The organism is Clostridium sp. DMHC 10 (assembly GCF_001270375.1).
Classification (GTDB): domain Bacteria; phylum Bacillota; class Clostridia; order Clostridiales; family Clostridiaceae; genus Clostridium_S; species Clostridium_S guangxiense.
This window is the reverse complement of sequence record NZ_LGVB01000015.1, coordinates 911,193-937,764: the sequence shown is the minus strand read 5'-3', so window position 1 is coordinate 937,764 and position 26,572 is coordinate 911,193. Positions and strand designations below refer to the sequence as shown.

The following is a 26,572-nucleotide window of genomic DNA, read 5'->3' as shown; positions in this document are numbered from 1 at the left end:
ATCAAAATGGCGTTGATATTTTATATACTCCATTAAATACTAATGGTATAAATTATATGAATTTGTACTTTGATTCGTCTGTAGTGCCTGTAGATATGATACCATATCTGTCGCTGTTTTCTATTTTAATTGGAAGAATGAATACTAAAAAATATGATTTCAAGGATTTATCTAATCAGGTAAATATGAATGTTGGCGGTATGGATTTTAGCTTGGAGCCTTACTCAGATATAAATGAAGTAGATAAATATGTACCTGAATTTGTAATTAGAACGAAGGTTTTAAAAGAAAAAACATTCAAGCTTCTTGAATTATTGGAGGAAGTAATTAATAAAACCATATATGATGATTATAAAAGACTTAAAGAACTCATTGAAGAGCTTAAGTCTAGGTTAGAAATGTCTATGCAGAGCAGGTCACATAGGGTTGCTGCAGTAAGAATTGGTTCATATTATTCTCAAATGTATAAATACGTGGATATAATATCAGGAATAGAGTTTTATAAATTTTTATGTAATCTTGAGAGAAGCTTTGATGAAAAGAAAGAAAGTATTTCGGAAAAGTTAAAGGCATGTGCAAAACTTGTTTTTAATTCCAATAATATGTTGGTTGGTTATGCTGGAGATAGGGATGCACTAAATGAGTTCTTAAAGCTATTTAATGAGTTTAGAGGTAGGCTTAAAAATGAACCAATAAACAAATACAATTATGATTTTAAGCTTGAAAAACTAAATGAAGGGCTTATTATATCTTCAAAGATTCAATGTGTTGTTAAGGGATATAATTTTAAAAAACTTAATTTTCAAAATAGTGGAGTTTTATCTGTAGTAAAATCCATTGCAAACTATGATTATCTGTGGAGTAAAGTAAGAGTTCAAGGTGGTGCCTATGGGGCATTTGCTTCTTTCTCTGGAAATGGAAATATGAATTTATGTTCCTATAGGGATCCAGGTTTAGCTGAAACAATTGAAATATATGATGACTTTGCTGATTATATCAAAAATTTTAATGCGGATTATAGAGAGATAACAAAATATATACTTGGAACTATAAGCGGAATTGATGCACCTTTAAGCAATGCGTCTAAATGTGAAAGAACAGTGCTGCATTATATTACAAATATTGATATGGATTATATACAAAGGATAAGAGATGAAATAATAAATGCTGACATTTATAGTATAAGAAAATGTTCTAAGCTTATAGGGGATTGTATGAAAGAAAATTATATATGCGTCATTGGAAATGAGCAAAAAATAAATGAAAATGCGGATAAATTTAAAAGAGTAATAAATATTTTTGCGGAAAGCTAAATTTATGTCCATTCATAAAATATATGTGATATAATATTTATAAAATATTCAAATCCTGTAAAATAATGGAGGAAACGAAATGGATGATGTTAAGATTCTGGTTGTATTTTTCTCAAAGACTGGAAATACTAAGCAGGTCGCAGAAAGCATAAGCAAAAGTTTTAATTGTGATATTGAAGAAATTAAAGAAAAAGAAGTAGAAAAGGAATATTTAAAAATATAATTGAAATTAAAAATGCTATTCTGGGCAATAAGACAACCATTTGTAAAACTGAAAAGGATCCTTCAAAGTACGATGTTGTTATAATTGGCACTCCAGTATGGGCTTCACATATTACACCAGCAATTAGGACATATATAAGCGAAAATAAAGATAAAATTAAATGTACAGCATTTTTTAATACACATGGGGCAGAAAAACCTAGAGAAATTAAAGCATTTAAGGATGTAGAAAGTATCACAGGCAAAAGAATTAAGGCTTTAATGGATATCTCTAAGGCTGAAATAAAAAATGGAGATTATAAGAAAAAATAGAGATTTTTAGAGCAGACTTAATAGAATATATAAAATAACTTAGAGAAGGTCTGGTGGAAGGCTCATTATTCTTCTTAAACTTAATATGAGGCTGTCGCAATTTTAGTGCGGCAGCCCATTTTCTGTCTAATTTATATCATTTCTGTTTGTCTCTACAACTCAGATTATGTACATGCAAGTAAGATTAGTAAGTATAGTAAATTTTTGACTAAAGGATTTAAATATAATTAGGTAGAATATATAAAAGGCTATCGACTCAACTATGCTAGTTCAATTATACATTTGAGCAAAATTATATTAAGGGGTGAGGACATGAAGAGAAAATCAATAAAAACTAAAATTGTAGCCTTCTTAGCAGTAGTAATAGTTATACTTGTAGCTTCTATTGTGTTGGAAGATGTATTTAGGTTTGAAAAATATGTAGATGGAAGCATAAGTGAAGAACTCATAAAGTCAACTAAAATATTTGACAACAAAATAGCAGATATGAAAAAAGTGTCTTTTAATATGGGAATGCAATTATCGTTAAATAAAGATGTTGTAGGAGCAATAAAACAAAAGGACACTGATGTTATATTGAAGACTTTAGAGCCGCTTATTAATAATTCTGGTATGGATTTTATTACAGTTACAGATGAAAAAGGAATTGTTTTGGCTCGAACTCATGATAAGGATAAGAAAGGGGACAGCGTTACTAATCAGACTAATGTACAAAATGCACTCAAAGGAGAAGCAAATACTCAAGTGGAAGGAGGAACTTCCGTTAAAATGTCAGTTAGGTCTGGTATACCTGTAAAAAATAGTGATGGGGAAGTTATTGGTGTTATATCAATAGGATATAGACTTGATACAAATAAAGTTGTAGATTATATAAAATCAAACTTGGGTTGTGATGCAACAATTTTTTTTGGGAGATACAAGAATTGCAACGACTATAAAAAAGAATGGAAGGAGAACAGTTGGTACTAAATTAGATTCTGCTATAGCTAAAAAAGTTCTTTCTGGAAATAAATATATTGGAGATGCAAATATACTTGGAAGAAGTTATACTACCTCCTACGAACCAATTATGAGTTTTGGAAGTAAAGTTTCGGGTATTTTATTTGTGGGAAAAGACAAGTCATTAAGCAATATGGTCAAAAATGATTTTATTAAAAGCAATATAATAATAGGCTTAGCTGCACTTTTAATATTTGGATTTGCAATTTATTTATATATCAATTTAAAAGTTTCGAAACCTCTTCAAGGTGTTGTAGAGCATTTTAAAAATCTTTCTAATGGTAAGTTTAATGTACCTATTTCAGATGCTTTTATAAAAAGAAAAGATGAAATTGGAGAGCTTGCCAATGCTGTAGTTATTATGCAAAGGGATGTTGGAAATTTAGTTAAGGAAATTGTAAGTGATTCGGAAGATATAAGTGCATCAAGTGAAGAACTTTCTGCAACAGTAGAAGAATTTTATTCTATGATACAAAGCATAGATGCAGAAATCAAAAATATTGTTTCTGCATCTCAGGAAACTAGCGCAGTATCAGAAGAAATTAATGCATCAGTAGAAGAAATTAATGGAAATGTAGAAATATTGTCAAGTAAAGCGGAAGAAGGAGGTAAAAATTCAGATTCATTTAAGGAAAGAGCTACTAAAATAGAAAAGGACAGTAGAATATCTATTGACAAGGTTAAAAATATATACAATGATAAAGAGAAAAGCATAATTAAATCCATAGAAGAAGGCAATATTGTAGAAAAAATAATAATTATGGTTAATACTATAAAGGACATATCAGAAGAGACTAGCTTGTTGTCACTTAATGCAGCTATTGAAGCAGTAAGGGCTGGGGAACATGGAAAAGGTTTTGCAGTTGTTGCAGATGAAGTTAGAAAGCTTGCAAGTGAGTCTTCAGAAGCGGTAGAAGAAATAGAAGATATAATAAAAAGAGTAAGATATGCGTTCGGTGATTTATCAAACAATAGCAGCGAAATACTCAAGTTTGTTAAACAAGATATAAATCCACAATTAGAAAGCTTTAAAAGTTTAGGGAGTGAGTATTACAAGGACTCTAATTTTGTAAGTGAAATGTCCCAAAAAAAATTTTAGATATGGCAAAAGAAATAAGTATATCAATACATCAGGTAGGAGAAGCAATGAATACAATGACTAAAAATACACAAGTTTCATATAAAAATGTAGAAGCTATAGAAAAAAGTATAAGTGAAACTTCAAAAGGCATAGAACAAGTTGCGTTAACAGCACAAAATCAGGCTATTTTAGCACAAAAGCTTAATGAAATGATGCAAAAGTTTGAAGTTTAATAGAAGGGAGAAAACTAAAAAATGAAAAAAGTACTTATAACAGGTTTTGATCCTTTTGGAGGAGAAAAAATAAATCCAGCTTTGGAGGCTATCAAAGAATTAAAAAACAATGAATTCCATGGTATTGAACTCAAAATAAAAGAAATTCCAACGGTTTTTTATAAATCAATAAAGGTACTTGAAGAAGCTGTAGAAGAATTTAAACCTGATGTTGTTATATGCGTTGGACAAGCAGGAGGAAGAAATGAAATAACTGTTGAAAGAGTTGCAATTAATGTCATTGATGCAAGAATTTCAGATAATGAAAACAATAAACCAGTAGATATGCCAATTGTAGAAAATGGATCTGCAGCATATTTTGCCACTATTCCCGTAAAGGATATTGTTTCTAATATAAAAGAAGCTGGCATACCAGCATCCGTATCAAATACTGCAGGTACCTTTGTGTGCAACCAGTTATTTTATGGTCTTATGCATATAATAAGCACAAAGTATACCAATATTACAGGAGGTTTTATACATATTCCTTACTTACCAGAGCAGGCAGTAAATTATAAGAACCAGCCAAGTATGAGTCTTCTAAATATGGTGAAAGCTTTGGAAATTGCAGTGAATACTGCTGCTAAATAAATTAGGCTGCGAAGTAACAATGATTTGGAGCATTTAGATATAAAAAAATAGGTGATTTTATGACTAAATTATAGTAGAATATTTGTATGTAAAAAATATTTTACTATAATTTATTTTTTATGAAAATACATAAGCTAAAATATTAAATTTAGAAGGAAAGTAGAGGTAATTATATGTTAAACAATCCATTTATTACAGGACTGGGTTCTCTTCCTATTATGAATAACGGAAGAACTAGAACTATTAATGCGGAAAACCCTAAAGGAGAAAAGGGAAAAGGCGGTATGGCATCAAGTAATTTAGGACCATCAAGAAAAGGATCTCCATGTATAAGTTTACAACACGATAAAACGATTACACTTGCAGAAATAGAGGGAACTGGAGTTATTCAGCATATTTGGATAACGGTTACAGATAGGACATCTGAGGCAGATAGGTTCGTTTTAAGAGATCTTGTTTTAAAAATGTATTGGGATGACGAAGAGGAACCCTCGGTTGAAAGTCCATTAGGAGATTTTTTCTGTTCTGGTTTCGGGGCTAGTGCTGTAGTAAATTCTATGCCTATTGTAGTAAATCCAACAAGAGGATTTAACTGTTATTTTCCTATGCCATTTGGTAAAAGGGCTAAGATAACAATTGAAAATCAACATGCTAATGATATAACTGGATTTTTTATCAAATAGATTACTGTTTATATGATGAACTTCCAGAGGAAACCGCATATTTTCATGCACAGTGGAGACGTGAAAAAATAACTAAATTAAAGCAGGATTATGTAATACTTGACAATGTAAAGGGAAAAGGACATTATGTAGGGACATATATGGCTTTAAGTACGCTTGAAAGATATTGGTGGGGTGAAGGTGAAGTTAAATTTTATATGGATGGTGATGAAGAATACCCAACAATATGCGGTACAGGAACAGAAGATTACTTTGGCGGTGCATGGAGTTTTGCAACTCAGGTAAATGGAAAAACAGTAGAAAATACGTATTGTACACCATTTATGGGATATCCTTTTTACAGAGATAAAGATGAGGATATTCATAATGCATATCATAACAATGATTGTATGCCAATGAGAGGAATGTATAGATGGCACATCATGGATCCAATTCGTTTTGAGGAGGACTTGAAGGTTACTATTCAACAAATAGGAGTATGCCATAAGGGCCTTTTTGAGCGTCAGGATGATGTTTCTACTGTTGCATATTGGTATCAATCAGAACCACATAATTCATTCAAAGAACTACCATCTAAAGAAGAAAGATGGCCTAGATAAAAGCAATTATAGGAGTAAGATTTAAACTATTTATGTTTCTAGATACCGAGCTTAAAGGAATTACCATGTATATATAATGTAGTTTTTAGTTGAGATGGAATCACTATATCAAGATATGTTAACGGGTTAGCATGTCTTGGTATTTTTTTATAAATTAATCATGTAGTGCAAATGAACAAAATAAATTATTAAATAAACAGTTTTATGAGTTCCTCAAATATATTATTATTAATACTGTTATATAACAAAAGAAAACGTTAACGCTCAAAAACAAAGGGAGGAACATAAATGTATATTATTAACTGGGGTGGAGCGATAGTTGGATTAATAATCGCCATAATACTCATTTTTAGAAAAATAAATCCTGTGTATTCACTTTTTACAGGAGCAATCATAGGAGCACTTGTTGGAGGAGCAAGCTTATCACAAACAGTTGATGTTATAATTTCTGGCACAAACAGTGTAATGGGAGCAGTGGTTCGTGTAATTGCAGCTGGAGTTTTAGCTGGTATTTTGATTGAATCGGGAGCAGCAGAAAAAATTGCTGAAACCATAGTAGAAAAAATGGGAGAAAAGAAGGTCCTTCTGGCAATTGCACTAGCTAGCATGATAATTACGGCTGTAGGAGTGTTTATACCAGTTACAGTTATCATAGTTGCGCCAATAGCACTTCCAGTGGCAAGAAAAGTTGGAATAACAAAATCGTCTATACTTTTAGCTATGATAGGTGGAGGTAAGGCAGGAAACATAATTTCGCCTAATCCTAATACTATTGCGGTTGCCAAGGGTTTTAATATAGAACTTGCTCAGGTTATGATAGGAGCTTTCATACCTGCTATAATAGGTCTTATAATTACATATGTAGTTTCAACACTTATTAGCAAAAAAGGAGAACTTATTAAAGAAACCGAAATAGATAAAATAGCTTCAGAGAAAAAGAAAATAAGCTTTGGAAAGGCAATGGTTGCACCTATAACAGCAGTAATATTGCTAGCATTAAATCCTGTTGGAAGTATGCTTCACATAAAATTTTTAACAGAGCTTAAAATAGATGCTATGTTTATATTGCCTATTGCAGGACTGATAGGCTTAGCTGCAATGGGACAATTTAATAAAGTAATTGATTATACTACATCAGGCTTAAATAGAATGACAGGAACAGTAATGATATTAATTGGAGCAGGAGCAATTGCTGGAGTTATTTCAAAGTCTAATTTAAGTCAGGTAGTTGTTAGTGGAATACATTCCCTTGGAATATCAGGAACGTTTTTAGCACCAATAGCCGGTATACTTATGGCAGCAGCTACAGCATCCACATCAACAGGAGCAATAGTAGCAACAGGGACATTTGGAAAAGCTATACTTTCCATGGGAATAGCACCTTTAAGCGCAGCTGTTATGATTAATACAGGAGCTGTAGTTATTGATCATCTTCCTCATGGAAATTTCTTTCACGCTTCAGCAGATGCGGTAAAAATGAACATCAGTGAACGTATGAAATTAATACCATATGAATCCATAGTGGGAGGTTCCATGGCAATAGCAGCAGTTGTTATTTATGGATTATTATAATAACTTATGTTAGGAGAATGTCTTATGAAAAATTTTACAATTGTATTGGCACCAGATTCTTTTAAAGAGAGTATGACTGCAAAAGAAGTTTGTATGGCAATGGAAAAAGGAATAAAGAAAATTAACAATAAAATTAACTGTATACATGTTCCAATGGCTGATGGAGGAGAAGGAACAATGCAGTCTCTTATTGATGCTACAAATGGAAAAATATACTCCATAAAGGTTGTTGGACCACTTTTAAATGAGATAGAGGCACAATATGGCATTTTAGGCGATGGAGAAGTTGGAGTAATTGAAATGGCAAGTGCTAGTGGAATTCATCTGGTTCCAAAAGAAAAAAGAAATCCATTAACTACTACTACATATGGTACAGGTCAGCTTATTAAAGCTTGTCTTGATAAAGGCGTAAAAAAAATACTTATAGGTATAGGAGGAAGTTCAACCAATGATGGTGGAGCTGGTGCTATAAGTGCTCTTGGAGCAAAATTTTTTAGATGAAGAAGGAAAAAAATAGGTTTTGGCGGTGGTGAACTAGGCAAACTAAAAACAATAGATTTGTCCAACTTTGATAAGAGATTAAAAAGTGTAGAAATTGAAGTTGCCTGTGATGTAAACAATCCACTTTGTGGTGAAAATGGAGCCTCAAATATATTTGGACCACAAAAGGGTGCAACAAAGGAAATGATTGAAATATTAGATAAAAACTTAAAGCATTATGCAGAGATAATAAAAGAGCAGTGTAAGAAGGATATTATTAATATACCAGGAGCAGGAGCTGCAGGTGGATTAGGAGCAGGACTTTTAGCCTTTTTAGATGGAAAACTTAAAAATGGAATTGAACTAGTTATAGAATATTCAGGCTTAGAGGATAAGATAAAGCTTTGCGATGTTGTTTTTACAGGAGAAGGAAGTATAGATTATCAAACTAAATTTGGAAAAACTCCAATTGGTGTAGCAGGAGTTGCTAAAAAATATGGCAAACCTGTAATTGCCCTTGCAGGAAGAGTTGGAGATAATATTGATGATTTATATGAAAATGGCATAGATTCAATATTTGGAATAATGAGAGGAGCTGCTTCTATTGAAGATGCCCTTAAAAATGGAAAAGAGAATGTTGAAAAAGCTTCTGAAAATGTAATAAGATTAATAAACTTAAATATATAGCTTTTATAAAACTAACTTAAAATTCAAGCAGAATTAATTCTGTTTGGATTTTATTTTCATATGCAAAAATTACAACTTTACATAATTTTATTATTGCTATATAGTGAATTTAAGTTAGCTGTGGGGATTTATATAAGAAATAGGTGATAAAATGAAGTTATCAAAGACTATTGCTCAAAATATTGTAAAGGAAATGATGAGCGTAGTTCCTTACAATATAAATGTCATGAATGAAAATGGCATAATAGTAGGAAGTGGAGATTTAAGTCGTATTGGAGATATTCATGAGGGAGCTGTAGAAGCAATCAGAAAAAAATCTTTAAATGTAATATATGATGAAAGTGAATCTGTTAAACCTGGTGTAAACGAACCTATTATAATAGATGGTAAGGTAATTGGAGTAATAGGCATAACTGGCTATTCTGATGAAGTAAAAAAATTTATAAAACTGGTAAGAGTAACAGCAGTGCTTTTAATTGAACAGGCTGAAGCAAATAAAGAAATTCAAGATAGAAGACTTGGAAAAGAAAGATTTTATCATGAACTAGCGCATAGAAAGACAGCTTATGATGAAAAATTTTGTAAAATAGCTAGAGATTATGGCTTTGATATTTCAAAAGACTATAGAGCGATTCTTGTTTATGGGGATATCAGTTCAAAAGAAATAATAAGCTTGTGTAAAAAGCATACCTATAATTGTGATTTGGATAATAATAAAATAGTATTTTTTGTTTGTGAAGAATATAAATATCAATTACTCATTAATGATTTAAAGCAATGTAAGGATATAGAAAAAATAAGTATAGGTGAAAAAGAAAATATTGCAGCTATTTCCCTTGAAAATTCCGAGAAAGCTATTGATATGGGAATAAAAATTAAACCGGAATCGAAGATATATCAATATGAAAACTTAAAATTTGTTATAAACTTATCTTGTGAGAATAAAAGTGATACTACTTCTTTATTTTCTAACATAGATAAGTCAGAATATAAGCTTGAACTTATTCAAACGCTGCAAACATACATAGAAGAAAATGGCCAAATAAATGATGTTGCTAAAAGACTCAATATTCATAGAAACACTTTAAATTACAGACTTGAAAGAATTAAAAAGCTTACAGGAAAGGATCCTAAAAATTTGATGCAGCTTTTTGAGCTTTTTTGCGGACTTATGTGGAAAGAATAAAAGCATATGAAAATATGTTAAAATAATGTATAATATAATAATAAATTGATAGTTAAAGAATAGAAGGTGATTTGACTGAAAACGCTAATACTTAGCAATAGAAAGCGTGTAGAAAAGTATCTTGAATATTGCAGCGTACCAAAGGATATGGAGTTTATATTTGAGGATATATCTTCTAGTGACGATGAAATACTTTCTAAAGCGAAGGATGCAGATTTTATTTTGGCAGATGCAATTAAGGAAGTAAGCGGATATTTAATAAATAATATGCCTAATTTAAAGCTTATTCATTCTGAAGGTGTAGCATTTAATAGAATTGACATTGAAACTGCAAAAAAATTAAACATTTACGTTTGCAACAACAGGGGAGCAAATGCAGGAGCAGTGGCAGAACACACAATATTTTTTATGTTAGCTCTACTCAGAAATGCTTTAGAAGGAGATTCTAAAGTAAGAGCAGGAGAGCAAATACAAACAAAGGAACGCATGATGCTTTCTGGAATTAAGGAACTAGCAGACTGCACTGTTGGGCTCATTGGCTTTGGCGCAATTGCTAAGGAGACTGCTAAACGCCTTATAAGCTTTGGCACAAAGACTTATTATTATAGCAGAACAAAAGCTGCAACTGAAGTGGAAAAAGAATATAACGTTCAGTATAAAAAATTAGGTGACCTTGTAAAAGAATGCGATATAATTAGTTTGCATGTTCCAGTAACAGAGGAAACAACTAATATGGTAGATAAAACATTTTTAAAAAACATGAAAAAATCAGCCCTTTTGATTAACACAGCAAGAGGAGAAATAGTTGATGGACAGGCACTAAAGACTGCACTAATAAATGGTGAAATAGCAGGAGCAGGTCTTGATACTTTATCTCCTGAACCGGTAAAACTGGATAATCCTTTACTGTATCTTCCGGAAGGGGTAAAGTATAAGGTTATATTTACACCGCATATCGCAGGAACCACCGATGGAGCTTTTCGTAAAATGCATCAAGGTGTGTGGACAAATATTACAAGGGTCGTAAATGGTGAGAAACCAATTAATATTGTAAACAGATTATAAAATTTTAGGAGGAATTAATTTATGATATCACAAGAAATGTATGAACTAGGAAGTAAGCGCTCCGTAATAAGAGAGATTTTTGAATTTGGCAAAAAAAGAGCAGCTGAAGTTGGAGCAGAAAATGTATATGATTTTAGCATTGGAAACCCAAATGTTCCTGCACCAGAATCCGTAAAAAAAGCTATTATTGAAATTTTAGAAAATGAAGATCCTGTAGCTGTGCATGGATATACAAGTGCGCCGGGGGATTTTAATGTAAGAAAATCAATAGCAGATTCCATTAACAGAAGATTTGGAACAAAATTTGCTGCTAGTAATTTATATATGACTTTAGGTGCAGCTGCATCCATAAACACATGCTTTAAGGCATTAGCAAATGCTGGAGATGAATTTATAACCTTTGCACCATATTTTCCAGAGTATAAATGCTTTGTAGAAGCTGCTGGCGCTAAACTTATAGTAGTTCCTGCTCAAATTGAAAACTTTCAAATAGACTTTAATGAGTTTGAAAAAAGAATGAATGAAAATACAAAAGCAATTATTGTAAATACTCCAAATAACCCTTCTGGAATAGTATACACAGAAGAAACTATTGTAAAGCTTACTGAATTGCTTAAAGCTAAGTCAAAAGAATATGGACATACAATATACTTAATTTCAGATGAACCTTATCGTGAAATAGCATATGATGATGTAAAGGTTCCATACTTAACAAAATACTATGATAACACCTTTGTATGCTATTCCTATAGTAAATCTTTGTCACTTCCAGGTGAAAGAATAGGTTACATAGTTGTACCAGATGAAATGGAAGAAGCCTCTAAGGTATATGCTGCTGTTTGCGGAGCTGCAAGAGCTTTAGGTTATGTATGTGCTGGAAGCTTATTTCAAAAAGTAGTAGCAAAGTGTGCAGCTGATACATCAGATATTTCAATTTACAAGAAAAATAGAGATTTATTATATGATGGTTTAGTAAAGCTAGGATATAAATGTGTAAAACCACAAGGAGCTTTTTATTTATTCCCTCAGTCCTTAGAAAAAGATGCATATGCTTTTTGTGAAAAGGCAAAAAAATATAATCTTCTTTTAGTTCCTGGAGATGATTTTGGATGCCCAGGTCATGTACGTATTTCTTACTGCGTAACTACAGAACAAATAATAAATTCATTACCTGCTTTTGAAAAGTTAGCTAAAGAATATATAAAATAATTAAAATTTAAGGAGTTAAGGGTAAAATGCAGACAGTAACATTAGGAAAGACAGGACTAGTTGTGAGTAAAAATGGATTTGGAGCACTTCCTGTTCAACGTGTTCAAAAAAAGGAAGCTGTTTATTTATTACAAAAAGCATTTTATAATGGAATCAACTATTTTGATACGGCTAGGCTATATTCAGATAGTGAAGAGAAGCTTGGGGCTGCTTTTTCTTACATAAGAGAAAAAATTATTATAAGTACAAAAACGGGAGCAAAGAATGCAGATGATTTTTGGAAGGATTTAGAGCAAAGTCTTAAAAATCTTCAAACGGACTACATTGATATTTATCAATTTCATAACCCTGATTTTTGTCCAAAACCAGGAGATAAAACTGGTCTTTATGATGCAATGCTGGAGGCAAAAAAGCAGGGGAAAATACGTTTTATCGGAATAACAAATCACAAATTTACAGTGTCTAGAGAAGCAATAGAATCAAATTTATATGATACTCTTCAGTTTCCATTTTCTTATCTTGCAAGTTCAGCAGATGTAGAGCTTGTAAAGGCATGTAAGGATAGTAATATGGGCTTTATTGCAATGAAAGCCCTATCTGGAGGTCTCATTACAAATTCAGCTATGGCTTATGCATATCTTGCACAATATGATAATGTTGCTCCAATTTGGGGAATACAAAGAGAAAGAGAATTAGACGAATTTTTATCTTATAACGAGAATCCACCAGTTTTAACGGAGGAAATGAAGAAAAATATTGAACATGACAGAAAAGAATTATCAGGTGACTTTTGCCGAGGTTGTGGTTACTGCATGCCTTGTCCTTCTGGAATTGAAATTAACAACTGTGCAAGAATGAGCCTCCTTCTTCGCCGTGCACCAGCTAAAGATTATTTATCAGCAGCTTGGCAGGAGAAGATGAAAAAAATAGAAAATTGCCTTCACTGCAATAAATGTGCAAGCAAATGTCCATATGGACTTAATACTCCAGAACTACTTAGAAAGAATTATGAGGATTATAAGACTTTTTTATAATGCCTTGTATTAAAAATGTAAGTATTCATTTAAAATAAAGCATAAAAAATACTAGCGGCTTCAGTGCTGCTAGTATTTTTGCAAAGCATTATCTTTTTTTTCCAAACAACCTTAAAAGGTATAAAAATAGGTTTATAAAATCAAGATATAGTGTAAGTGCACCAAGAATACTTACTTTTGAAGTATAATCAGCATCTAAAGAGTAGTTTAAAGATACAGCCATTCTTTTTATTTTTTGAGTATCATAGGCAGTAAGTGCCACAAAAATTATAACGCCTATAAAGGATATCATCATAGTGAAAGTGTCGTTAACTATAAAAATGTTCACAATGGAAGCAATAATTAAACCTATAAGTGCCATAAAGCATAAATTACCTATACTTGAAAGATCTCTTTTAGTAACATATCCATAAGCACACATAACTCCGAAAGTTCCAGCAGTTGTTAAAAATACACTTGCAATTGAACCTAAGCTATAAGCAAGGAATATCCAAGAAAACGTAATTCCATTTAATATTGAATATATAGCAAATACTAAAAGTGCAGTTTGTGAGGTCATTTTGTGTATTCTTCCAGATAAATATGCTACAATAAGAACTTCAGCTATAGCTAAAACGAAGAAAGATGATCTATTGCTAAATAAAGCTTCCATTAAAGATGGAGAAATTGATATAGAAAATGCAACTGCAGCTGTAGTTAAAAGTGCTAGTGCCATCCACATGTAAACCTGGCGTATGAAGCTGCGTTCGCGCTGCTCATCTTCATTTAATTTTAAATATTCCATAAAAAACACCTCCTGAATTGTTTTATGTTTATATATTTTATCATAGTGAATTAAATATGACAAAGCGATTTTATAAAAGTTCATATTTAATTAAAAATTAGTATAAATGTATTTATATTTTATGCAATAATTATATGATAAATACTGTATGAAAAATGTTATAATATATAAAACATAAGTTTAATATTTTGGGGTGAATTTTATGGAAAGATATTTAGTAAAAGTATGTGGAAGAGTTCAGGGAGTAGGTTTTAGATATTTTGCTCAATATACAGCAGCTCCTTATGATTTAACAGGGTATGTAGAAAATTGCGATGACGGAACAGTTAGAATGGAAGTTCAAGGAAAAGAGTCTGGCATTAATGAGTTTCTAGCAAAAATAAGAAGAGGAAATACTTTTGTTAGAGTAGATGATATGGTTACTAAAAAAATTGATGTTGACCCTGGGGAGAAAAGATTTAGAGTTAAATATTAAATTGCTAATACATATGATTGTTTTTGAGAATTTGTATGAATGTTTGTATGAAAAGATATTGAATAATATTAACAAATAACGTGGATTAATTGAAAAATGATATCATATAAATACTATAGTAGTAATTGTAAAAGAAGAATGTAAAATATGATAGCATTTGAGAATTTTAATGAAGATAGTAGAATTAAGGCGATAAGAAAAGCCAAACAATCAATTTTGTGGGTAACTCCCAACATACTTCCAAGTGAAGCCGATGCTTTAATTGATATGGAGCACGTGTTAGGTCAAGGCAATGTAGAGTGCATTATAGGTGAAAATATAGAAAAAGATTCTAATATAGAAAAAAGTTTTTTATGTAGAAACATATCTATCATCTATAGAGAAATTAAAAAGCTTGAAATGCAAAGTTAAAGTTTTGAAAAACTTAAAATTGGGATTAATAATTTGTGATAACATTATTTACAGTTTTAATTATAATATAATTGACCAAAATAAAGGTATAAGTTGTATAACAATGGCGATTAGCGAGGAAAATTTAAAAGAAACTTATGTTAAGGCAAAGAAGGATATATTAAATGGTCAAATAGAGAATGAATTGAATGAAAAATTTTCAGTTGAACTTAAAAATGAAATTTTAAAAGACAAAAATAATATTTTGTTAATGTTAAGAGATTATGTTCAGTGCGTTAATATGACTTTTCATGGCGTAAGAATTGTGGATAAAAGAATAAATGTAAGTTCTTTTCTAAAAAAGTACGCTTTTAAAAATAAGGAATATAAAAAAGATATTAAAGTAGATTTTAAAGTTTTTGATGGCATACAGTCGATAAAAGATTGTTCTAGTGAGTTTAATAAATTTGCATTAAAGATTAAAAAAGAGAAATTAATAAAAATTGAAGATATAGGGTTTATAATAGCTAAAAGAAGGAAAAAAGATTTAGAAAGTTCACTAGATAAATTTTTTAAAAAACAGAAGCTTGAAATGGAAAAATCAAAAAGATTAAAAGATGAAATATGCGATGGTAGAGAAAAATTAAAAAAGCATTTGTTAAGCTTGTTAAAGGATTATTCAATAAATAAGAATATTAGCAATGCTATTGCAATAGAGGAAGAGCTAAAAAAGATTCCAGATAGCAATAGTATTATTGATAGTTTTAGTTATACATTAAACTATTATGATATTTCTATAGATATGATAAATAATAAAGAATTTTATAAACAACTAATCAAAGAGCTTAAGAAAGATAATATATTAGATTTTTTACCAGATAAAATTTAACAAATAACAATTATGTATAAATGCTAGTAATGTTCAAACGGTTACTGGCATTTTTTGTTTGACAAGTGGAATATTTTAGCATACAATAAAACTGAACAATGTTCAGAAATGGAGATAATATGGAAAAATCAGAATTAGCAAAGGAAAAAATAATTGCAGTTACAATAGATTTAATACAAAAAGCAAATGGTGAGACTCATAAAATAACCACTCGTGCCATTGCAAAAGAAGCGAATGTTGGAGTTGGTTTAATTAACTATCATTTTGAATCTAAGGAAAATTTAGTTGAAATCTGTGTTCAGAGGATTATTAGTGATGTAATTAAATCCTTTAAACCAAATTCTAATGATGAATTAAATTCAATTAGTCGTCTTAAAAAGGTTACAAAAATGGTAGCTAACTTTTTAGTGCAAAATCCTTCTGTTTCCAAAATTTCTATATTGGGAGATATGAATGCTCCTAAGGAAGCAGATAATACGATGAAAACAGTTAATGGATTTTTATTTTCCATGGAGGATTACAATATTTCTAAAGAGGAGAAAATGCTTTTGAGTTTTGGCTTGACCTCTATTTTGCAAGCAGCATTTTTAAGAAAAGATACTATGAAAGAAAGCTTAGGACTTGACTTTAAGAGCAAAAAAGAAAGAGAAATTTTTATTGATTTTATGATAGATAGATTATTTGGAGGGAGGCAGTGATATGAAAATACTAATAATTAATGGAGGGCCAAGGCGGGGAAATACGTGGAAGTTAACTATGCTTGTAAAAGAATATCTATTATTAATGTCTAGTGAAATAGAGTTTACAGAACTTCACTTAAAGGATTTGAATTTGCCATTTTGCACAGGTTGTAGTTCCTGCTTTAGAAAGGGGCATATTTATTGTCCTCACAATAGCATTGTACAAAAAATCATGGATAAAATTGAAGAAAGCGATGGCGTTATTTTTTCTGCTCCAACTTATAATCTTCAGATGCCTGCGCTAACTAAAAATTTTGTGGATCATTTATGTTTTATGTTTCATCGACCTAGATATTTTAATAAAAAAGGACTAGTAATTTCAACTACAGGTGGTGTTGGAGCAGGAAATTCAACAAAAAATATGGCAGGAACTATGAAAGGCTGGGGCTTTAATTACTGTTATACTCTCCCTATAAGTTCAGTTAGCTGGAACAATTATGAGCCAACAGAAAAGCATAAAAGAAAAGCAGAAGCTGCTGCAAGGAAATTTTATGAAGATACTGCAAGTAAAAAACTGCATGCCCCATCATATCCAATTTTAATACCATACAATTTATTTAGAGGGATGAGCTTTGATTATGTGAAAGGCTCAGAATATGCAACACAAGATGGAGTATTTTGGCAGGAAGGAAATAGACTTAAAAAAGCGTATGATGCTGCGGTGCCTCTATCAATATTTAAAAGGATTTTTGGAAATATGTTTTATTTACTTGGAAGGATTATGTCTAAGCATATGATTGTTACTTATAAAAAATAGCTTAATTAAGCACTTGGCGGTGGTCAGGTGTGTTTTTTATTTAGTAACGATTTTAATTGCTGCTGGTATTTTTTAAAATAATAAAATATACATATTTGTATAATATTGTAGTAAAATATAATTGCAATATTTAGCAAGCAAGGTAAAATGTATAATCAGTCATTTGGATTATCATATGAATTTAGGGAAGGACCAATATGGGATTTTTTGGTACATTAAAAGAAGTTATAACTAATAAGCCATCTACATTAAGAGAGCCTACTTTTTTTAAAGAATTTAATGAAAATAACGATCAATTTAAAGTTTTGGAGGAATTTTTGAAAGTTGCACCAGAAGAAAAGCATAAACAAATAGAGCAAGATATAAAATTATTGTCTTGTGGAATGGCAGGAGAAAAGAATGTTGCGTTTGAACTTAAAAATAGCCATATGCCAATATTAATTTTGCATGATTTATATCTTAAGTATAATGATCTTACAGCTCAAATTGACTTTGTTGTAATTAACCCTAGATTTTTGTTAGTAGTAGAATGTAAAAACATGGTTGGAGATATACAAATAACGAGTACGGGAGAATTTAGAAGATATTTTAAAGGGCCTAAGGGCAAAACATATAAACCGGAAGGGATGTATAGCCCAATTGTTCAGAATGAAAGGTATGTTGAGCTTATAAAAGACATATTGAAGGCTGAAGAAGATTTTGGTGAGCATAGGTGTTCATTAATTAAACAACTAGTAGTCATTGCAAATCCAAAAACTATTATAAATAGTAGATCTGCTAAAAAAGAAATAAAGGAACATATAATAAAACATGATCAACTTATAAATAAAATGAAGGAATTAGCTTATGCGAATAAAGATGGATATTGGTTTACGGAAGAAAAGATGTATAGTATTGCAAACACATTATTAAAGCACAATAGTACATATACTTTTGACTATAATAAAAAGTATGGGAATTTATTTGATAATGATGAAAAATTTCAATTAAGTAATAAAGATATTACATATGAAGAACCAATGGAGAAAACACCTCTATATAAAGAACTCAGGAAGTATCGTTTAGATAAAAGCAGAGAGGAAAATGTTAAACCGTATTTTTTATACAGCAATTTGCAGCTAGAAGCTTTGGTTAAAGCTAAGCCTAGAAATGTAGAGGAGCTTAGGAAAGTAAATGGTTTTGGAAATGTGAAGTGTGAAAGATATGGTAAGGATATTGTTGAAATTGTAAATAAAAATTGTTAATGTCTTTTCTTTAGTAGGTGAACTTCTTGCTTTAGTAAAGGAGAATATTATGAATCTAAATGGAAAAAGAATTATAATAACAGGTGCTTCTTCTGGAATTGGACTGGAACTTTTGAAAATGCTATCAAAATATGATGCGTCAATTATTGCAGTGGGGCGAAATGTTGAAAATATACCTGTTATAAATAGCAAAATAATTCCATATAAATGTGATGTATCTAAAAAGGAAAATATAGATGAATTATTTGATTTTACCTTAGAAAAAATGAAAGGCATAGATATTTTTGTTGCCAATGCGGGTTTTGCTTATTGTGAAGAAATTAATAAAGCTGATTGGAACCATGCAGAAAAAATTTTCAATACAAATGTAATTTCCCCAATATACTCTTTTGAAAAAATGAAAGAGCTAAACAGAGGAAAGCGTTACACTGTAGCAATAACTTGTTCTGCAGTAAGTAATGTACCACTTCCTGCTATGCCCTTTACTGTTCAACTAAAGCAGCTATAGCTCACTTTGCTCACACTTACCGTTTTGAAAAGAACGACAGGGGAAAACTAATTATTGTATATCCAATAGCAACTGCATCAAATTTTTTTAAAAGATCAGGTGAAAAGGCTCCTGTACCATTTCCTATTCAGCCGACTAAATGGGTAGCTTTCTGTATGCTGCTAGGTATAAAATTTAATTTGCCGGTCGTTTTTCCATCACTTCTTTATGCCATTAGTTATTATACAATAAACCGTGTTTTTCCATTTATTTATGGTATATATGATATTATAAATGCGGTAATATTTAAAATATGGGTGAAAAAGCATGGCAATACTAATAACTAAATGTGGATTGATAAAGGGTTATCGTACCAAAACTTAAGTTATATATGTTTCAAAATGACATGGTTCTAGGAATTTTGATGCATGTATAACTTAATAGCTAAGTAGGTAACACTATATCCCAAAATACGTGAAAGTTAAGCAGCTGATAAAAATTAATAGGAGTTTATTCAATTTTATAGTAAAATATAATTATATGAGAATGTGAAAAAAGGTATTCTATAATTTTTACATGCGACTGTTATTAACTATTGTAAATTTATTGGGATAAAAGGGGGTAAACAGATGCGATTGATGATAAAACAGCGTGTATTTTCCTTGACAGATACTTATGATGTTTATGACGAAAGTGAGACGCCAAAGTACTTTGTAAAATCTCAATTTTTGTCCATTGGACATAATATACACGTATATGATAGAAACAATAATGAAGTAGGGGCAATTCACCAGAAGCTTTTGACGTTTCTTCCTAAGTTTGAAATAGAGATAAATGGAGTGGCAGTAGGTACAATACAAAAGGAACTTTCATTTTTTAAACCTAGGTATGCCATAGACTGCAACGGCTGGAAGGTGAATGGAAATCTTTTTGGATGGGATTACGAGGTTTATAGCGGCTCTGTACCTATTGTACATATTTCAAAGGAACCTTTTCATTGGGGAGATACATACATGCTTGATTTTTATAATCCTGAGGATGAGATAATGGGACTCCTGCTTGTTATTGCAATAGATGCAGCAAATTGCTCTGATAAAAATGACTAAGTTTTGATAGGATGTGACTAAATGACAATTTATGTTGATGCCGATGCCTGCCCTGTAGTTCGCATTGTAGAGAAGGTAGCTAAAGAAATGAGTATTCCAGTTACGCTTTTATGTGATACAAACCATGTTTTGCACTCTGATTACAGCGATATTAAAATAATTGGTGCAGGCGCTGATGCTGTAGACTTTGCTCTTGTTAATCTTGCGAGGAAGGGTGATGCGGTTGTTACACAGGATTATGGTGTTGCGGCTATGGCACTTGGGAAGGGTGCGTATGCTATCCATCAATCTGGAAAGTGGTATACCAATGACAACATTGACCAAATGCTGATGGAAAGACATCTCTCAAAGAAGGCTAGGAGAGCAGCCTCAAAAAATCATTTAAAAGGACCGAAGAAAAGAACGGCAGAGGATGATGAAAGATTTGAGGAGAGCTTTAGGAGGCTGCTTACAAAAGCGAATATGTGAATTAATGCTGGTGACGAGAAAGTGTCGCTGGCATTTTTTTTATTAATATTTACTGAAAATATGAGCACATAATATAGTATATTAAAGTGATTTTGACATAATTTTGTAGTAAAATATAAGTATAAAATTAAGAAAAAATAAAAATAAATATTAATTATTGTAATTTTGTGGGGTTAAAGGTAAAGTATGATAGGTGAGGATATTAGCAGCGGTGACATAGTGGTTTTAAAGAAACAAAGTACTGTTGAAAAACGTCAAATTGTTGCAGTGGCTGTTGACAGTGACAATACTGCTCTTAAGAGATTTTTAAAAATGGACAGCAGCATACTTTTAATTCCTGAAAACGAGAAGTACGAGCCTATTGAAATAAAAAATGATGAGGCGAAGATAATGGGAGTTGTTGTGGGAGTGATGAAGGGATGACTCAATTTATATTGATTATCACATTATGAAGAGGTGATTTTATGGATTATAGTAAGTATTCATTAAAAGAAAAAGTAACATATAGCAATAATATTGGCAAGGAACAATTACTATGGAGATATATGTCTTTTTCTCAATTTATGTGTATTGTTGAGTTTAAAGCTATTTGGTTTTCAAAATTGGATGATTTTACGGATAAAAGTGAAGGAGAATTTAATTTAGATGATATGGTAGCTATTATGTTAGGAAATACCCCTTATTTAATTCTTAAAAATCAATTTAGTAAAGATAAGCATAGATTACTACCTGAAGAATTCAAGCATATCTTCTATAATATCTACGAAGATGCTAAAAAAAATACATTCGTTAATTGCTGGAATTGTGATGATACGGATTCAGAATTAATGTGGTCCAAATATACTAGTAATAATCCGAATAGTGTGGCGATAGTAACGAAATATGAAATGTTAGTAGATGCTTTCGCTTATTGCAAAGAAAATTTCTTCTTTGAGATTAGAAAGATTAATTATGTTAATGAAAAAAAGCATATAGCAGTTGACAGCTATGATAAATTAGGATATGTGTTTTTAAAGAGAAAGAGATATCATAGCGAGAGTGAACTTAGAGTAGTAGCATACAAACTAAATGAATTTGACAGTGGATTATACGAATTTAAATATGAACTAAAAGAATCTGGAGGTTTTGGATTAAATATACCAGTTGAATTAAATAGATTAGTGGATACTATAGCTATAAATCCTGATGCTGATAGTTGGTTTGTTAAACTTATTGAGAAAATATGTTATGAGAATGGATTCAAGTGTAAGATGGGGATGAAATATAATAAAATAATTTTTTATTAGTGGAAAATTAATCGGTCTAAAAAGTTATGATTTATAATACTTATATTCTGCTTTAGATAAAATGTACATTGAGTTTAAATGTACAAATATTAAATAAGGAGTTAGATTTATGATAACAAGGGGATCGGAATGGCTAAAATGGGATTTGCATTTGCATTCTAAGTATTCTAGAGAGTGTAGAACTAAAATGGAAATTGAGGATATCTTTAAAGTTGCGATTGAAAATGATATTAAAATGATTTCAATAACAGATCACAGTAATGTCGATGCATTAGATGAAATTTGGAAAGTATATGAAACTAAAGCTTGTAATAAAGGAAAGTATAAAGATTTGATAGATTTTTTGCCGGGAATTGAACTTAAAACTGATAAAGGACAGCATGGAGTACATATAATATGTGTATTTCCTAAAGAAATTGAAATAGAAAATACTATGAAAAAGACAACTAAGGCGATTATTTATGATAATTTTTGTTCCAAGTTAGATTTAACGCAAAGTAAAATAGAATCTAAAGGAAATGGAGATTATGCGAAGGGATTATTGAATACATCGGTTCCGTTTGATGAAACAGTTGAATTGACACATAAGCTGGGAGGATTGGTTATTATACATGGTGGTGATAAACACGGGAGTATAGAAAAAGAATTATCTAATCCATATAATAATAATCCTGACAACTTGTATAAAGCATTAGATATTACAAAAACTGAAATTATGACAAAAAAGATAGATTTGATTGAGTTACCTAACTTTAACAGGGGAGAAGCTAAAAATGCGTCGTTTTACATGAAAAGATTTGGGAAACCTTGTATAGTGGGTTCGGATTCACATGAAAAAAAAGATTATAAAAGTTTTGGTGAAAAATTCTCGTGGATAAAAGCTAATAACTCTTTTAATGGATTAAAGCAAGCAATAGTCGATTATGAAAATAGAATTTATCTAAGAGACATTCCAGAGCAACTTGAAAGGGTAAAAAAGAATCCAACAAAATTTTTGGATGAGATTAGAGTTGGATGGAGTGAAAATTATGATGGAAAAAAAGGAGAATGGTTCAAAGACATTTCAATACCATTAAATAGTGGGTTAATTAGCATAATTGGCAATAAAGGAAATGGAAAATCCGCATTAGCAGAGATAATTGCGTGGATTGCTAATAGTAAAAAATATAATAAATTTGCATTTTTAAATAATAAAAAGTTTTTAAAGAATAAATTAGCAAATAACTTTGTTGGAAGAATAAAGTGGAAATCTGATGAGTCATTTATTGAAAGAAATCTTGGAGAAGAGCCTGATGTTAGTGCTGTAGAAAGAGTTAAGAGTATTCCACAACAATATTTTGAAGAGATATGTACAGATACTGAGCTGGAGAAATTTACGAATGAAGTTGATAGCGTTATATTTTCTAGACTAAGCGAAGAAGAAAAAGAAAAAGAAATAACATTAAAAGCATTAATTAAAAAACATACAAAATCAATTAATGACAATATAGAATTTTTTATGAATGAATTATCAGATAAGAATAAAGAAATAGTTGATTTAGAAAATAAGTTAATACCATCTTATTTAGAGAGTCAAAAGGCTTTACTTCAAGATTCTCAAATAAAATTAGAAGCGCATCAAAAAATTCGCCCACTTAAAGTAGAAAAACCAACATTGGGCAAAGAGAAGCAAAAACAATATGATTATAGTGTAAAAGAAATAGATAAATATAATATTGAAATAGCAAAGCAAGATAAAATTTTAGTGGATATAAAAATTAAAAAGAGTAATTTAGAAATATTAAAACATAGTTTAGAAGATATTAGTGCTAGGTTTTTATCTGAAAGATCAAAACTGGGAGAACAGTTAAGGAAATACAATATAAATATAGAAAATATAATAAATATACAGTTTAATGTTAAGGAAATAGAAGATGTAATTGCAAAATATGCAAAGGAAATAAAAGAAACAGAAGAAATATTGGGCGATGAAGCTCAAAAAGTTGGATTGAAATATAAATTACAAGTAGAAGAAGCAAATAAGGCAAAGATAATTGCTGAAGAAGATAATAATATTAAAAGATATGATAAATATATAAACGCTTTTGAAGAGTGGAAAAAAGAAAATACTAATAAGAAACTAGATGTTGATAAGGTTAAAAGTGAAATTAACTATGTATCAAATGATATACAAAATGATCTTAACTTATTATGCAAAGAAAGAGATGATATTACAGAAAAAATATATAAAGAAAAGAAGAAGATAATTGAAATATATAATAGGTTTAAGGTACCAATAGATAATTTTTTAAAACAAAATAGTGATCTTTTAAAAGATTATAATATAAATATAAGATCTGGTTTAGTTATAAAAGAAAATTTTCAGGAGGAATTTTTTACTATATAAATAAGCAAAGAAAAAATATATTTAGAGATGACCAATATGTGCTGGAAAAAACTATAGATGAATTTGCAGATATTGATAATATGGATGATTATATTAAAATTCCAAATTTAATTGTAAGAAAGATGAAAGACTATAAAGTTAGTATAAATGAACAAATAAAAGGTAATAAAATTTTGGAGTTTTATAATTATATATATGGTATGAGTTATGTTACTAATAAATATGAACTTATCAGCGATTTTAAAACATTAGACAAGCTATCACCAGGTGAAAGGGGAGCGTTGTTATTAATTTTTTATTTATTATTGGATATGAGTGACATACCATTAATAATTGATCAACCAGAAGATAATTTAGATAATCAGAGTGTAGCAAAAATATTAGTGCCATTTATTCAAGTAGCAAAAAACGTAGGCAAATAATTATGGTAACTCATAATCCTAACCTTGCAATTGTAGCAGATTCGGATCAAATAATTCATATCAGAATTGATAAGGAAATGGATCAAAAAGTAATAGTTGAAAGTGGTGCAATAGAAGATGCTACAATTAATGAATGTGTTGTAACAATTTTAGAAGGGACTATGAATTCATTTAAAAAGAGAGAAGAAAAATATATATTTAGTTAGTCATTTTATAATATATGTTAAAAATAATCTATAATTTAGATGATGGTAGTTAAGTGAAGAATTTACATGATTTTATTAAAAAATGTATGAGGGAGGTAAAGAAAATGAACGAGAATAATAAGCAAAATACAGAATCAATACAGGATATAGTAAAAGAAATAGACAAAATCAGATAGTACTACCAGATTTTCAAAGAGATTTTGTATGGGATGAGAGCAAAACTTATGAATTGTTTGATTCATTAGTAAGGGATATATTTATAGGATCAATTATTTATGGGATACCATCATTTGAGATAGCAGTTAGAGAAATAGATACTAGGCCTAGAAAAACGAAAGGAAAAAAACGTGAATCTTTAAAAACAATATTTTTTACCAAGGAACAAATAAACGAAAAAGTTAAAGTTGGTAATTTTAAGGCTGTACTAGATGGACAACAAAGGATTACATCTATTTACAGAGCACTGAAAAAAATTGATAATGTATGGTTGATAGTAAAAAATGAAGACGAATTGGGACAAGATAAAGATTTTAATGATATGACATTGGAACAAATAATATTTGGATTTTCAGGAAAACAAGATGATTCAAGATTATCTATAAATGTTGGAGACGCATTTGAAATGATTGAAAATAAAATGCGAGAAAAACCACTACAAGAAAAATATTTTAACAACCTTGAGTTTGTAAAACAGGTAGATGATGAAAATATAGATTACTATTTTGAAGAATTTTTGATTGTTGTTAGTAAATTACAAGATCTTTTTAAAGCAGAAAAAATGGTATCATATTTTCTTTTAGATATGAGTTCTGAAAAATTTGCTTTATTTTTTGAAAGAAGTAATAGTTTAGGAGTTAGATTAGATTTTATTGATATTTTAGTAGCTAAATTGAATAGTGGTTTTAGATTGAGAGCAAAAGTAGATGAATTAAAAGGTACAACAGGATATAATATTGAGAGAGAAATATTGGTTAGAACTATTGCGTTTTTTGTAAGTAATGGAAAAAATATAGACAAAGGATATATTTTATCGACCTTAACGTGTGAACACTTTAATTTGTACTGGAATAATATATGTAGATTGTATACAAATACACTAGATTTTTTATTTAAAAATAATTTTATTATAACGCAAGATTGGATACCGCATAGTAATATGCTAATTCCATTGATGATATTTCTAAATAATTTGCCTAACAAATCTTTTAACCAGATGAATCAACTTCAATTAGAATTTATTAAATATTGGTATTGGGGGTCTATATTTTCTCAAAGGTATGCAGGCGGGGCGACAAATGAAGTGATCATTCGTGATAGTAAAATGTTAACGCTTATAGCTAAGGAAGAAAAAATATCTGATGAAAGTTATTTTAGAGATTTTAAGATAGTAATAGATCAACCAGAGGATTTATATAGTTTTACTAAAAAGGGTAGTGCAATATATAAGGGTATATTAAATTTCATAAACTATATTTCAGGAGGGTTAACAGACTGGACAAGTAATTCTAAAATATCATTTAATGAAAAGTTGATGATCATCATATATTTCCTAAAGCTTATTTACAAGAATATATTTCTGAGGATGAGGATTTTGCTTGTATTGATTGTGTTGTTAACAGAACTTTAA

At 30.2% G+C, this 26,572-nt stretch carries 30 protein-coding genes and 1 pseudogene; 30 read left to right on the top strand and 1 reads right to left on the bottom strand.

What is annotated here, in order from left to right; genetic code table 11:
• Positions 1-56: 56 nt before the first annotated feature.
• From AGR56_RS23320 to AGR56_RS06350, 14 genes and pseudogenes are all read left to right on the top strand, one after another.
• Positions 57-1,313, top strand: coding sequence for a hypothetical protein (locus AGR56_RS23320; RefSeq protein WP_347460419.1), 1,257 nt, complete (start codon positions 57-59; stop codon positions 1,311-1,313).
• 79 nt (positions 1,314-1,392) lie between these two features.
• A complete protein-coding gene (locus tag AGR56_RS20110; RefSeq protein WP_157055689.1) occupies positions 1,393-1,536 on the top strand; it encodes a hypothetical protein in 144 nt (47 codons plus the stop codon).
• A 623-nt stretch (positions 1,537-2,159) separates the two neighbouring features.
• On the top strand, positions 2,160-2,816 hold the full coding sequence (locus AGR56_RS06400; RefSeq protein ID WP_053241566.1) for a cache domain-containing protein: 657 nt from the start codon (positions 2,160-2,162) through the stop codon (positions 2,814-2,816).
• A complete protein-coding gene (locus AGR56_RS06395) occupies positions 2,755-3,945 on the top strand; it encodes a methyl-accepting chemotaxis protein (RefSeq protein WP_053241565.1) in 1,191 nt (396 codons plus the stop codon). Before AGR56_RS06400 ends, AGR56_RS06395 begins: the two co-directional genes overlap by 62 nt.
• Before the next feature lie 2 nt (positions 3,946-3,947).
• Entirely contained in the window at positions 3,948-4,160 is a 213-nt protein-coding gene (locus AGR56_RS06390) for a hypothetical protein (protein WP_053241564.1), read from the top strand.
• Positions 4,161-4,181: 21 nt separating this feature from the next.
• Complete coding sequence (pcp, locus tag AGR56_RS06385; RefSeq protein WP_053241563.1) at positions 4,182-4,790, top strand: pyroglutamyl-peptidase I; 609 nt, start codon at positions 4,182-4,184, stop codon at positions 4,788-4,790.
• A gap of 173 nt (positions 4,791-4,963) precedes the next feature.
• Positions 4,964-5,473, top strand: coding sequence for a DUF2961 domain-containing protein (locus AGR56_RS23315; protein WP_347460418.1), 510 nt, complete (start codon positions 4,964-4,966; stop codon positions 5,471-5,473).
• Positions 5,458-6,072: a glycoside hydrolase family 172 protein gene (locus tag AGR56_RS23310; RefSeq protein WP_347460517.1), complete on the top strand. Its 615-nt coding sequence runs from the start codon at positions 5,458-5,460 to the stop codon at positions 6,070-6,072. Before AGR56_RS23315 ends, AGR56_RS23310 begins: the two co-directional genes overlap by 16 nt.
• A 288-nt stretch (positions 6,073-6,360) precedes the next feature.
• Positions 6,361-7,644, top strand: coding sequence for a GntP family permease (locus AGR56_RS06375; protein ID WP_053241562.1), 1,284 nt, complete (start codon positions 6,361-6,363; stop codon positions 7,642-7,644).
• 24 nt (positions 7,645-7,668) lie between these two features.
• Positions 7,669-8,811 (top strand): annotated as a pseudogene (locus AGR56_RS06370) (glycerate kinase).
• A gap of 151 nt (positions 8,812-8,962) precedes the next feature.
• A complete protein-coding gene (locus tag AGR56_RS06365) occupies positions 8,963-9,997 on the top strand; it encodes a sugar diacid recognition domain-containing protein (RefSeq protein ID WP_053241561.1) in 1,035 nt (344 codons plus the stop codon).
• Between the two features lie 75 nt (positions 9,998-10,072).
• Positions 10,073-11,062, top strand: coding sequence for a 2-hydroxyacid dehydrogenase (locus AGR56_RS06360; protein ID WP_053241560.1), 990 nt, complete (start codon positions 10,073-10,075; stop codon positions 11,060-11,062).
• Positions 11,063-11,083: 21 nt separating this feature from the next.
• The gene (locus AGR56_RS06355; protein ID WP_053241559.1) at positions 11,084-12,271 is read left to right on the top strand and encodes a pyridoxal phosphate-dependent aminotransferase; all 1,188 of its coding nucleotides are present in this window, start codon (positions 11,084-11,086) and stop codon (positions 12,269-12,271) included.
• A 26-nt stretch (positions 12,272-12,297) separates the two neighbouring features.
• A complete protein-coding gene (locus AGR56_RS06350) occupies positions 12,298-13,305 on the top strand; it encodes an aldo/keto reductase (protein WP_053241558.1) in 1,008 nt (335 codons plus the stop codon).
• 88 nt (positions 13,306-13,393) lie between these two features.
• On the opposite strand, the gene AGR56_RS06345 is transcribed toward AGR56_RS06350, so the two are convergent.
• Positions 13,394-14,089: a Bax inhibitor-1/YccA family protein gene (locus AGR56_RS06345; RefSeq protein ID WP_053241557.1), complete on the bottom strand. Its 696-nt coding sequence runs from the start codon at positions 14,087-14,089 to the stop codon at positions 13,394-13,396.
• Positions 14,090-14,291: 202 nt separating this feature from the next.
• On the opposite strand from AGR56_RS06345, the gene AGR56_RS06340 reads away from it, so the two are divergent.
• The 16 genes from AGR56_RS06340 to AGR56_RS06270 all read left to right on the top strand — a co-directional run bounded on the left by AGR56_RS06340 (position 14,292) and on the right by AGR56_RS06270 (position 26,572).
• Positions 14,292-14,564, top strand: coding sequence for an acylphosphatase (locus AGR56_RS06340; RefSeq protein ID WP_053241556.1), 273 nt, complete (start codon positions 14,292-14,294; stop codon positions 14,562-14,564).
• Between the two features lie 147 nt (positions 14,565-14,711).
• On the top strand, positions 14,712-14,975 hold the full coding sequence (locus AGR56_RS06335) for a hypothetical protein (RefSeq protein ID WP_053241555.1): 264 nt from the start codon (positions 14,712-14,714) through the stop codon (positions 14,973-14,975).
• Positions 14,976-15,078: 103 nt separating this feature from the next.
• Positions 15,079-15,843 (top strand): hypothetical protein, encoded by a 765-nt coding sequence (locus tag AGR56_RS06330; RefSeq protein WP_207642164.1) that lies wholly within the window; start codon positions 15,079-15,081, stop codon positions 15,841-15,843.
• Between the two features lie 119 nt (positions 15,844-15,962).
• Entirely contained in the window at positions 15,963-16,541 is a 579-nt protein-coding gene (locus tag AGR56_RS06325; RefSeq protein WP_053241553.1) for a TetR/AcrR family transcriptional regulator, read from the top strand.
• 1 nt (position 16,542) lies between these two features.
• Positions 16,543-17,340 (top strand): NAD(P)H-dependent oxidoreductase, encoded by a 798-nt coding sequence (locus tag AGR56_RS06320; protein ID WP_053241552.1) that lies wholly within the window; start codon positions 16,543-16,545, stop codon positions 17,338-17,340.
• A 197-nt stretch (positions 17,341-17,537) separates the two neighbouring features.
• Positions 17,538-18,584: an HRDC domain-containing protein gene (locus tag AGR56_RS06315; RefSeq protein ID WP_053241551.1), complete on the top strand. Its 1,047-nt coding sequence runs from the start codon at positions 17,538-17,540 to the stop codon at positions 18,582-18,584.
• Between the two features lie 49 nt (positions 18,585-18,633).
• Positions 18,634-19,092 carry an SDR family NAD(P)-dependent oxidoreductase gene (locus AGR56_RS23305; protein WP_347460416.1) on the top strand — a complete coding sequence of 153 codons (459 nt, stop codon included), beginning with the start codon at positions 18,634-18,636 and terminating at the stop codon, positions 19,090-19,092.
• 608 nt (positions 19,093-19,700) lie between these two features.
• Positions 19,701-20,177 carry an LURP-one-related family protein gene (locus AGR56_RS06305; protein WP_053241550.1) on the top strand — a complete coding sequence of 159 codons (477 nt, stop codon included), beginning with the start codon at positions 19,701-19,703 and terminating at the stop codon, positions 20,175-20,177.
• 21 nt (positions 20,178-20,198) lie between these two features.
• Complete coding sequence (locus AGR56_RS06300; RefSeq protein ID WP_053241549.1) at positions 20,199-20,645, top strand: YaiI/YqxD family protein; 447 nt, start codon at positions 20,199-20,201, stop codon at positions 20,643-20,645.
• A 186-nt stretch (positions 20,646-20,831) separates the two neighbouring features.
• The gene (locus AGR56_RS06295; RefSeq protein WP_053241548.1) at positions 20,832-21,068 is read left to right on the top strand and encodes a S24 family peptidase; all 237 of its coding nucleotides are present in this window, start codon (positions 20,832-20,834) and stop codon (positions 21,066-21,068) included.
• A 41-nt stretch (positions 21,069-21,109) separates the two neighbouring features.
• Positions 21,110-21,931 carry a hypothetical protein gene (locus AGR56_RS06290; RefSeq protein WP_053241547.1) on the top strand — a complete coding sequence of 274 codons (822 nt, stop codon included), beginning with the start codon at positions 21,110-21,112 and terminating at the stop codon, positions 21,929-21,931.
• 109 nt (positions 21,932-22,040) lie between these two features.
• Positions 22,041-24,317 (top strand): PHP domain-containing protein, encoded by a 2,277-nt coding sequence (locus AGR56_RS06285; protein ID WP_053241546.1) that lies wholly within the window; start codon positions 22,041-22,043, stop codon positions 24,315-24,317.
• A 38-nt stretch (positions 24,318-24,355) separates the two neighbouring features.
• Positions 24,356-24,739, top strand: coding sequence for a hypothetical protein (locus AGR56_RS06280; protein WP_053241545.1), 384 nt, complete (start codon positions 24,356-24,358; stop codon positions 24,737-24,739).
• A 2-nt stretch (positions 24,740-24,741) separates the two neighbouring features.
• A complete protein-coding gene (locus tag AGR56_RS06275) occupies positions 24,742-24,945 on the top strand; it encodes a hypothetical protein (protein WP_053241544.1) in 204 nt (67 codons plus the stop codon).
• Positions 24,946-24,998: 53 nt separating this feature from the next.
• Positions 24,999-25,121: a hypothetical protein gene (locus AGR56_RS22620; RefSeq protein WP_278279581.1), complete on the top strand. Its 123-nt coding sequence runs from the start codon at positions 24,999-25,001 to the stop codon at positions 25,119-25,121.
• A complete protein-coding gene (locus AGR56_RS06270) occupies positions 25,079-26,572 on the top strand; it encodes a DUF262 domain-containing protein (protein ID WP_198150082.1) in 1,494 nt (497 codons plus the stop codon). The genes AGR56_RS22620 and AGR56_RS06270 overlap by 43 nt, the downstream gene beginning before the upstream one ends.

Coding starts and splice junctions, on each gene's coding strand:
- AGR56_RS23320 (WP_347460419.1), top strand. CDS start 57: ATGAATTTGTACTTTGATTCGTCTGTAGTGCCTGTAGATATGATACCA.
- AGR56_RS20110 (WP_157055689.1), top strand. CDS start 1,393: ATGGATGATGTTAAGATTCTGGTTGTATTTTTCTCAAAGACTGGAAAT.
- AGR56_RS06400 (WP_053241566.1), top strand. CDS start 2,160: ATGAAGAGAAAATCAATAAAAACTAAAATTGTAGCCTTCTTAGCAGTA.
- AGR56_RS06390 (WP_053241564.1), top strand. CDS start 3,948: ATGGCAAAAGAAATAAGTATATCAATACATCAGGTAGGAGAAGCAATG.
- pcp (WP_053241563.1), top strand. CDS start 4,182: ATGAAAAAAGTACTTATAACAGGTTTTGATCCTTTTGGAGGAGAAAAA.
- AGR56_RS23315 (WP_347460418.1), top strand. CDS start 4,964: ATGTTAAACAATCCATTTATTACAGGACTGGGTTCTCTTCCTATTATG.
- AGR56_RS06375 (WP_053241562.1), top strand. CDS start 6,361: ATGTATATTATTAACTGGGGTGGAGCGATAGTTGGATTAATAATCGCC.
- AGR56_RS06365 (WP_053241561.1), top strand. CDS start 8,963: ATGAAGTTATCAAAGACTATTGCTCAAAATATTGTAAAGGAAATGATG.
- AGR56_RS06355 (WP_053241559.1), top strand. CDS start 11,084: ATGATATCACAAGAAATGTATGAACTAGGAAGTAAGCGCTCCGTAATA.
- AGR56_RS06350 (WP_053241558.1), top strand. CDS start 12,298: ATGCAGACAGTAACATTAGGAAAGACAGGACTAGTTGTGAGTAAAAAT.
- AGR56_RS06345 (WP_053241557.1), bottom strand. CDS start 14,089: ATGGAATATTTAAAATTAAATGAAGATGAGCAGCGCGAACGCAGCTTC.
- AGR56_RS06340 (WP_053241556.1), top strand. CDS start 14,292: ATGGAAAGATATTTAGTAAAAGTATGTGGAAGAGTTCAGGGAGTAGGT.
- AGR56_RS06335 (WP_053241555.1), top strand. CDS start 14,712: ATGATAGCATTTGAGAATTTTAATGAAGATAGTAGAATTAAGGCGATA.
- AGR56_RS06330 (WP_207642164.1), top strand. CDS start 15,079: ATGGCGATTAGCGAGGAAAATTTAAAAGAAACTTATGTTAAGGCAAAG.
- AGR56_RS06325 (WP_053241553.1), top strand. CDS start 15,963: ATGGAAAAATCAGAATTAGCAAAGGAAAAAATAATTGCAGTTACAATA.
- AGR56_RS06320 (WP_053241552.1), top strand. CDS start 16,543: ATGAAAATACTAATAATTAATGGAGGGCCAAGGCGGGGAAATACGTGG.
- AGR56_RS06315 (WP_053241551.1), top strand. CDS start 17,538: ATGGGATTTTTTGGTACATTAAAAGAAGTTATAACTAATAAGCCATCT.
- AGR56_RS23305 (WP_347460416.1), top strand. CDS start 18,634: ATGAATCTAAATGGAAAAAGAATTATAATAACAGGTGCTTCTTCTGGA.
- AGR56_RS06305 (WP_053241550.1), top strand. CDS start 19,701: ATGCGATTGATGATAAAACAGCGTGTATTTTCCTTGACAGATACTTAT.
- AGR56_RS06300 (WP_053241549.1), top strand. CDS start 20,199: ATGACAATTTATGTTGATGCCGATGCCTGCCCTGTAGTTCGCATTGTA.
- AGR56_RS06295 (WP_053241548.1), top strand. CDS start 20,832: ATGATAGGTGAGGATATTAGCAGCGGTGACATAGTGGTTTTAAAGAAA.
- AGR56_RS06290 (WP_053241547.1), top strand. CDS start 21,110: ATGGATTATAGTAAGTATTCATTAAAAGAAAAAGTAACATATAGCAAT.
- AGR56_RS06285 (WP_053241546.1), top strand. CDS start 22,041: ATGATAACAAGGGGATCGGAATGGCTAAAATGGGATTTGCATTTGCAT.
- AGR56_RS06275 (WP_053241544.1), top strand. CDS start 24,742: ATGGTAACTCATAATCCTAACCTTGCAATTGTAGCAGATTCGGATCAA.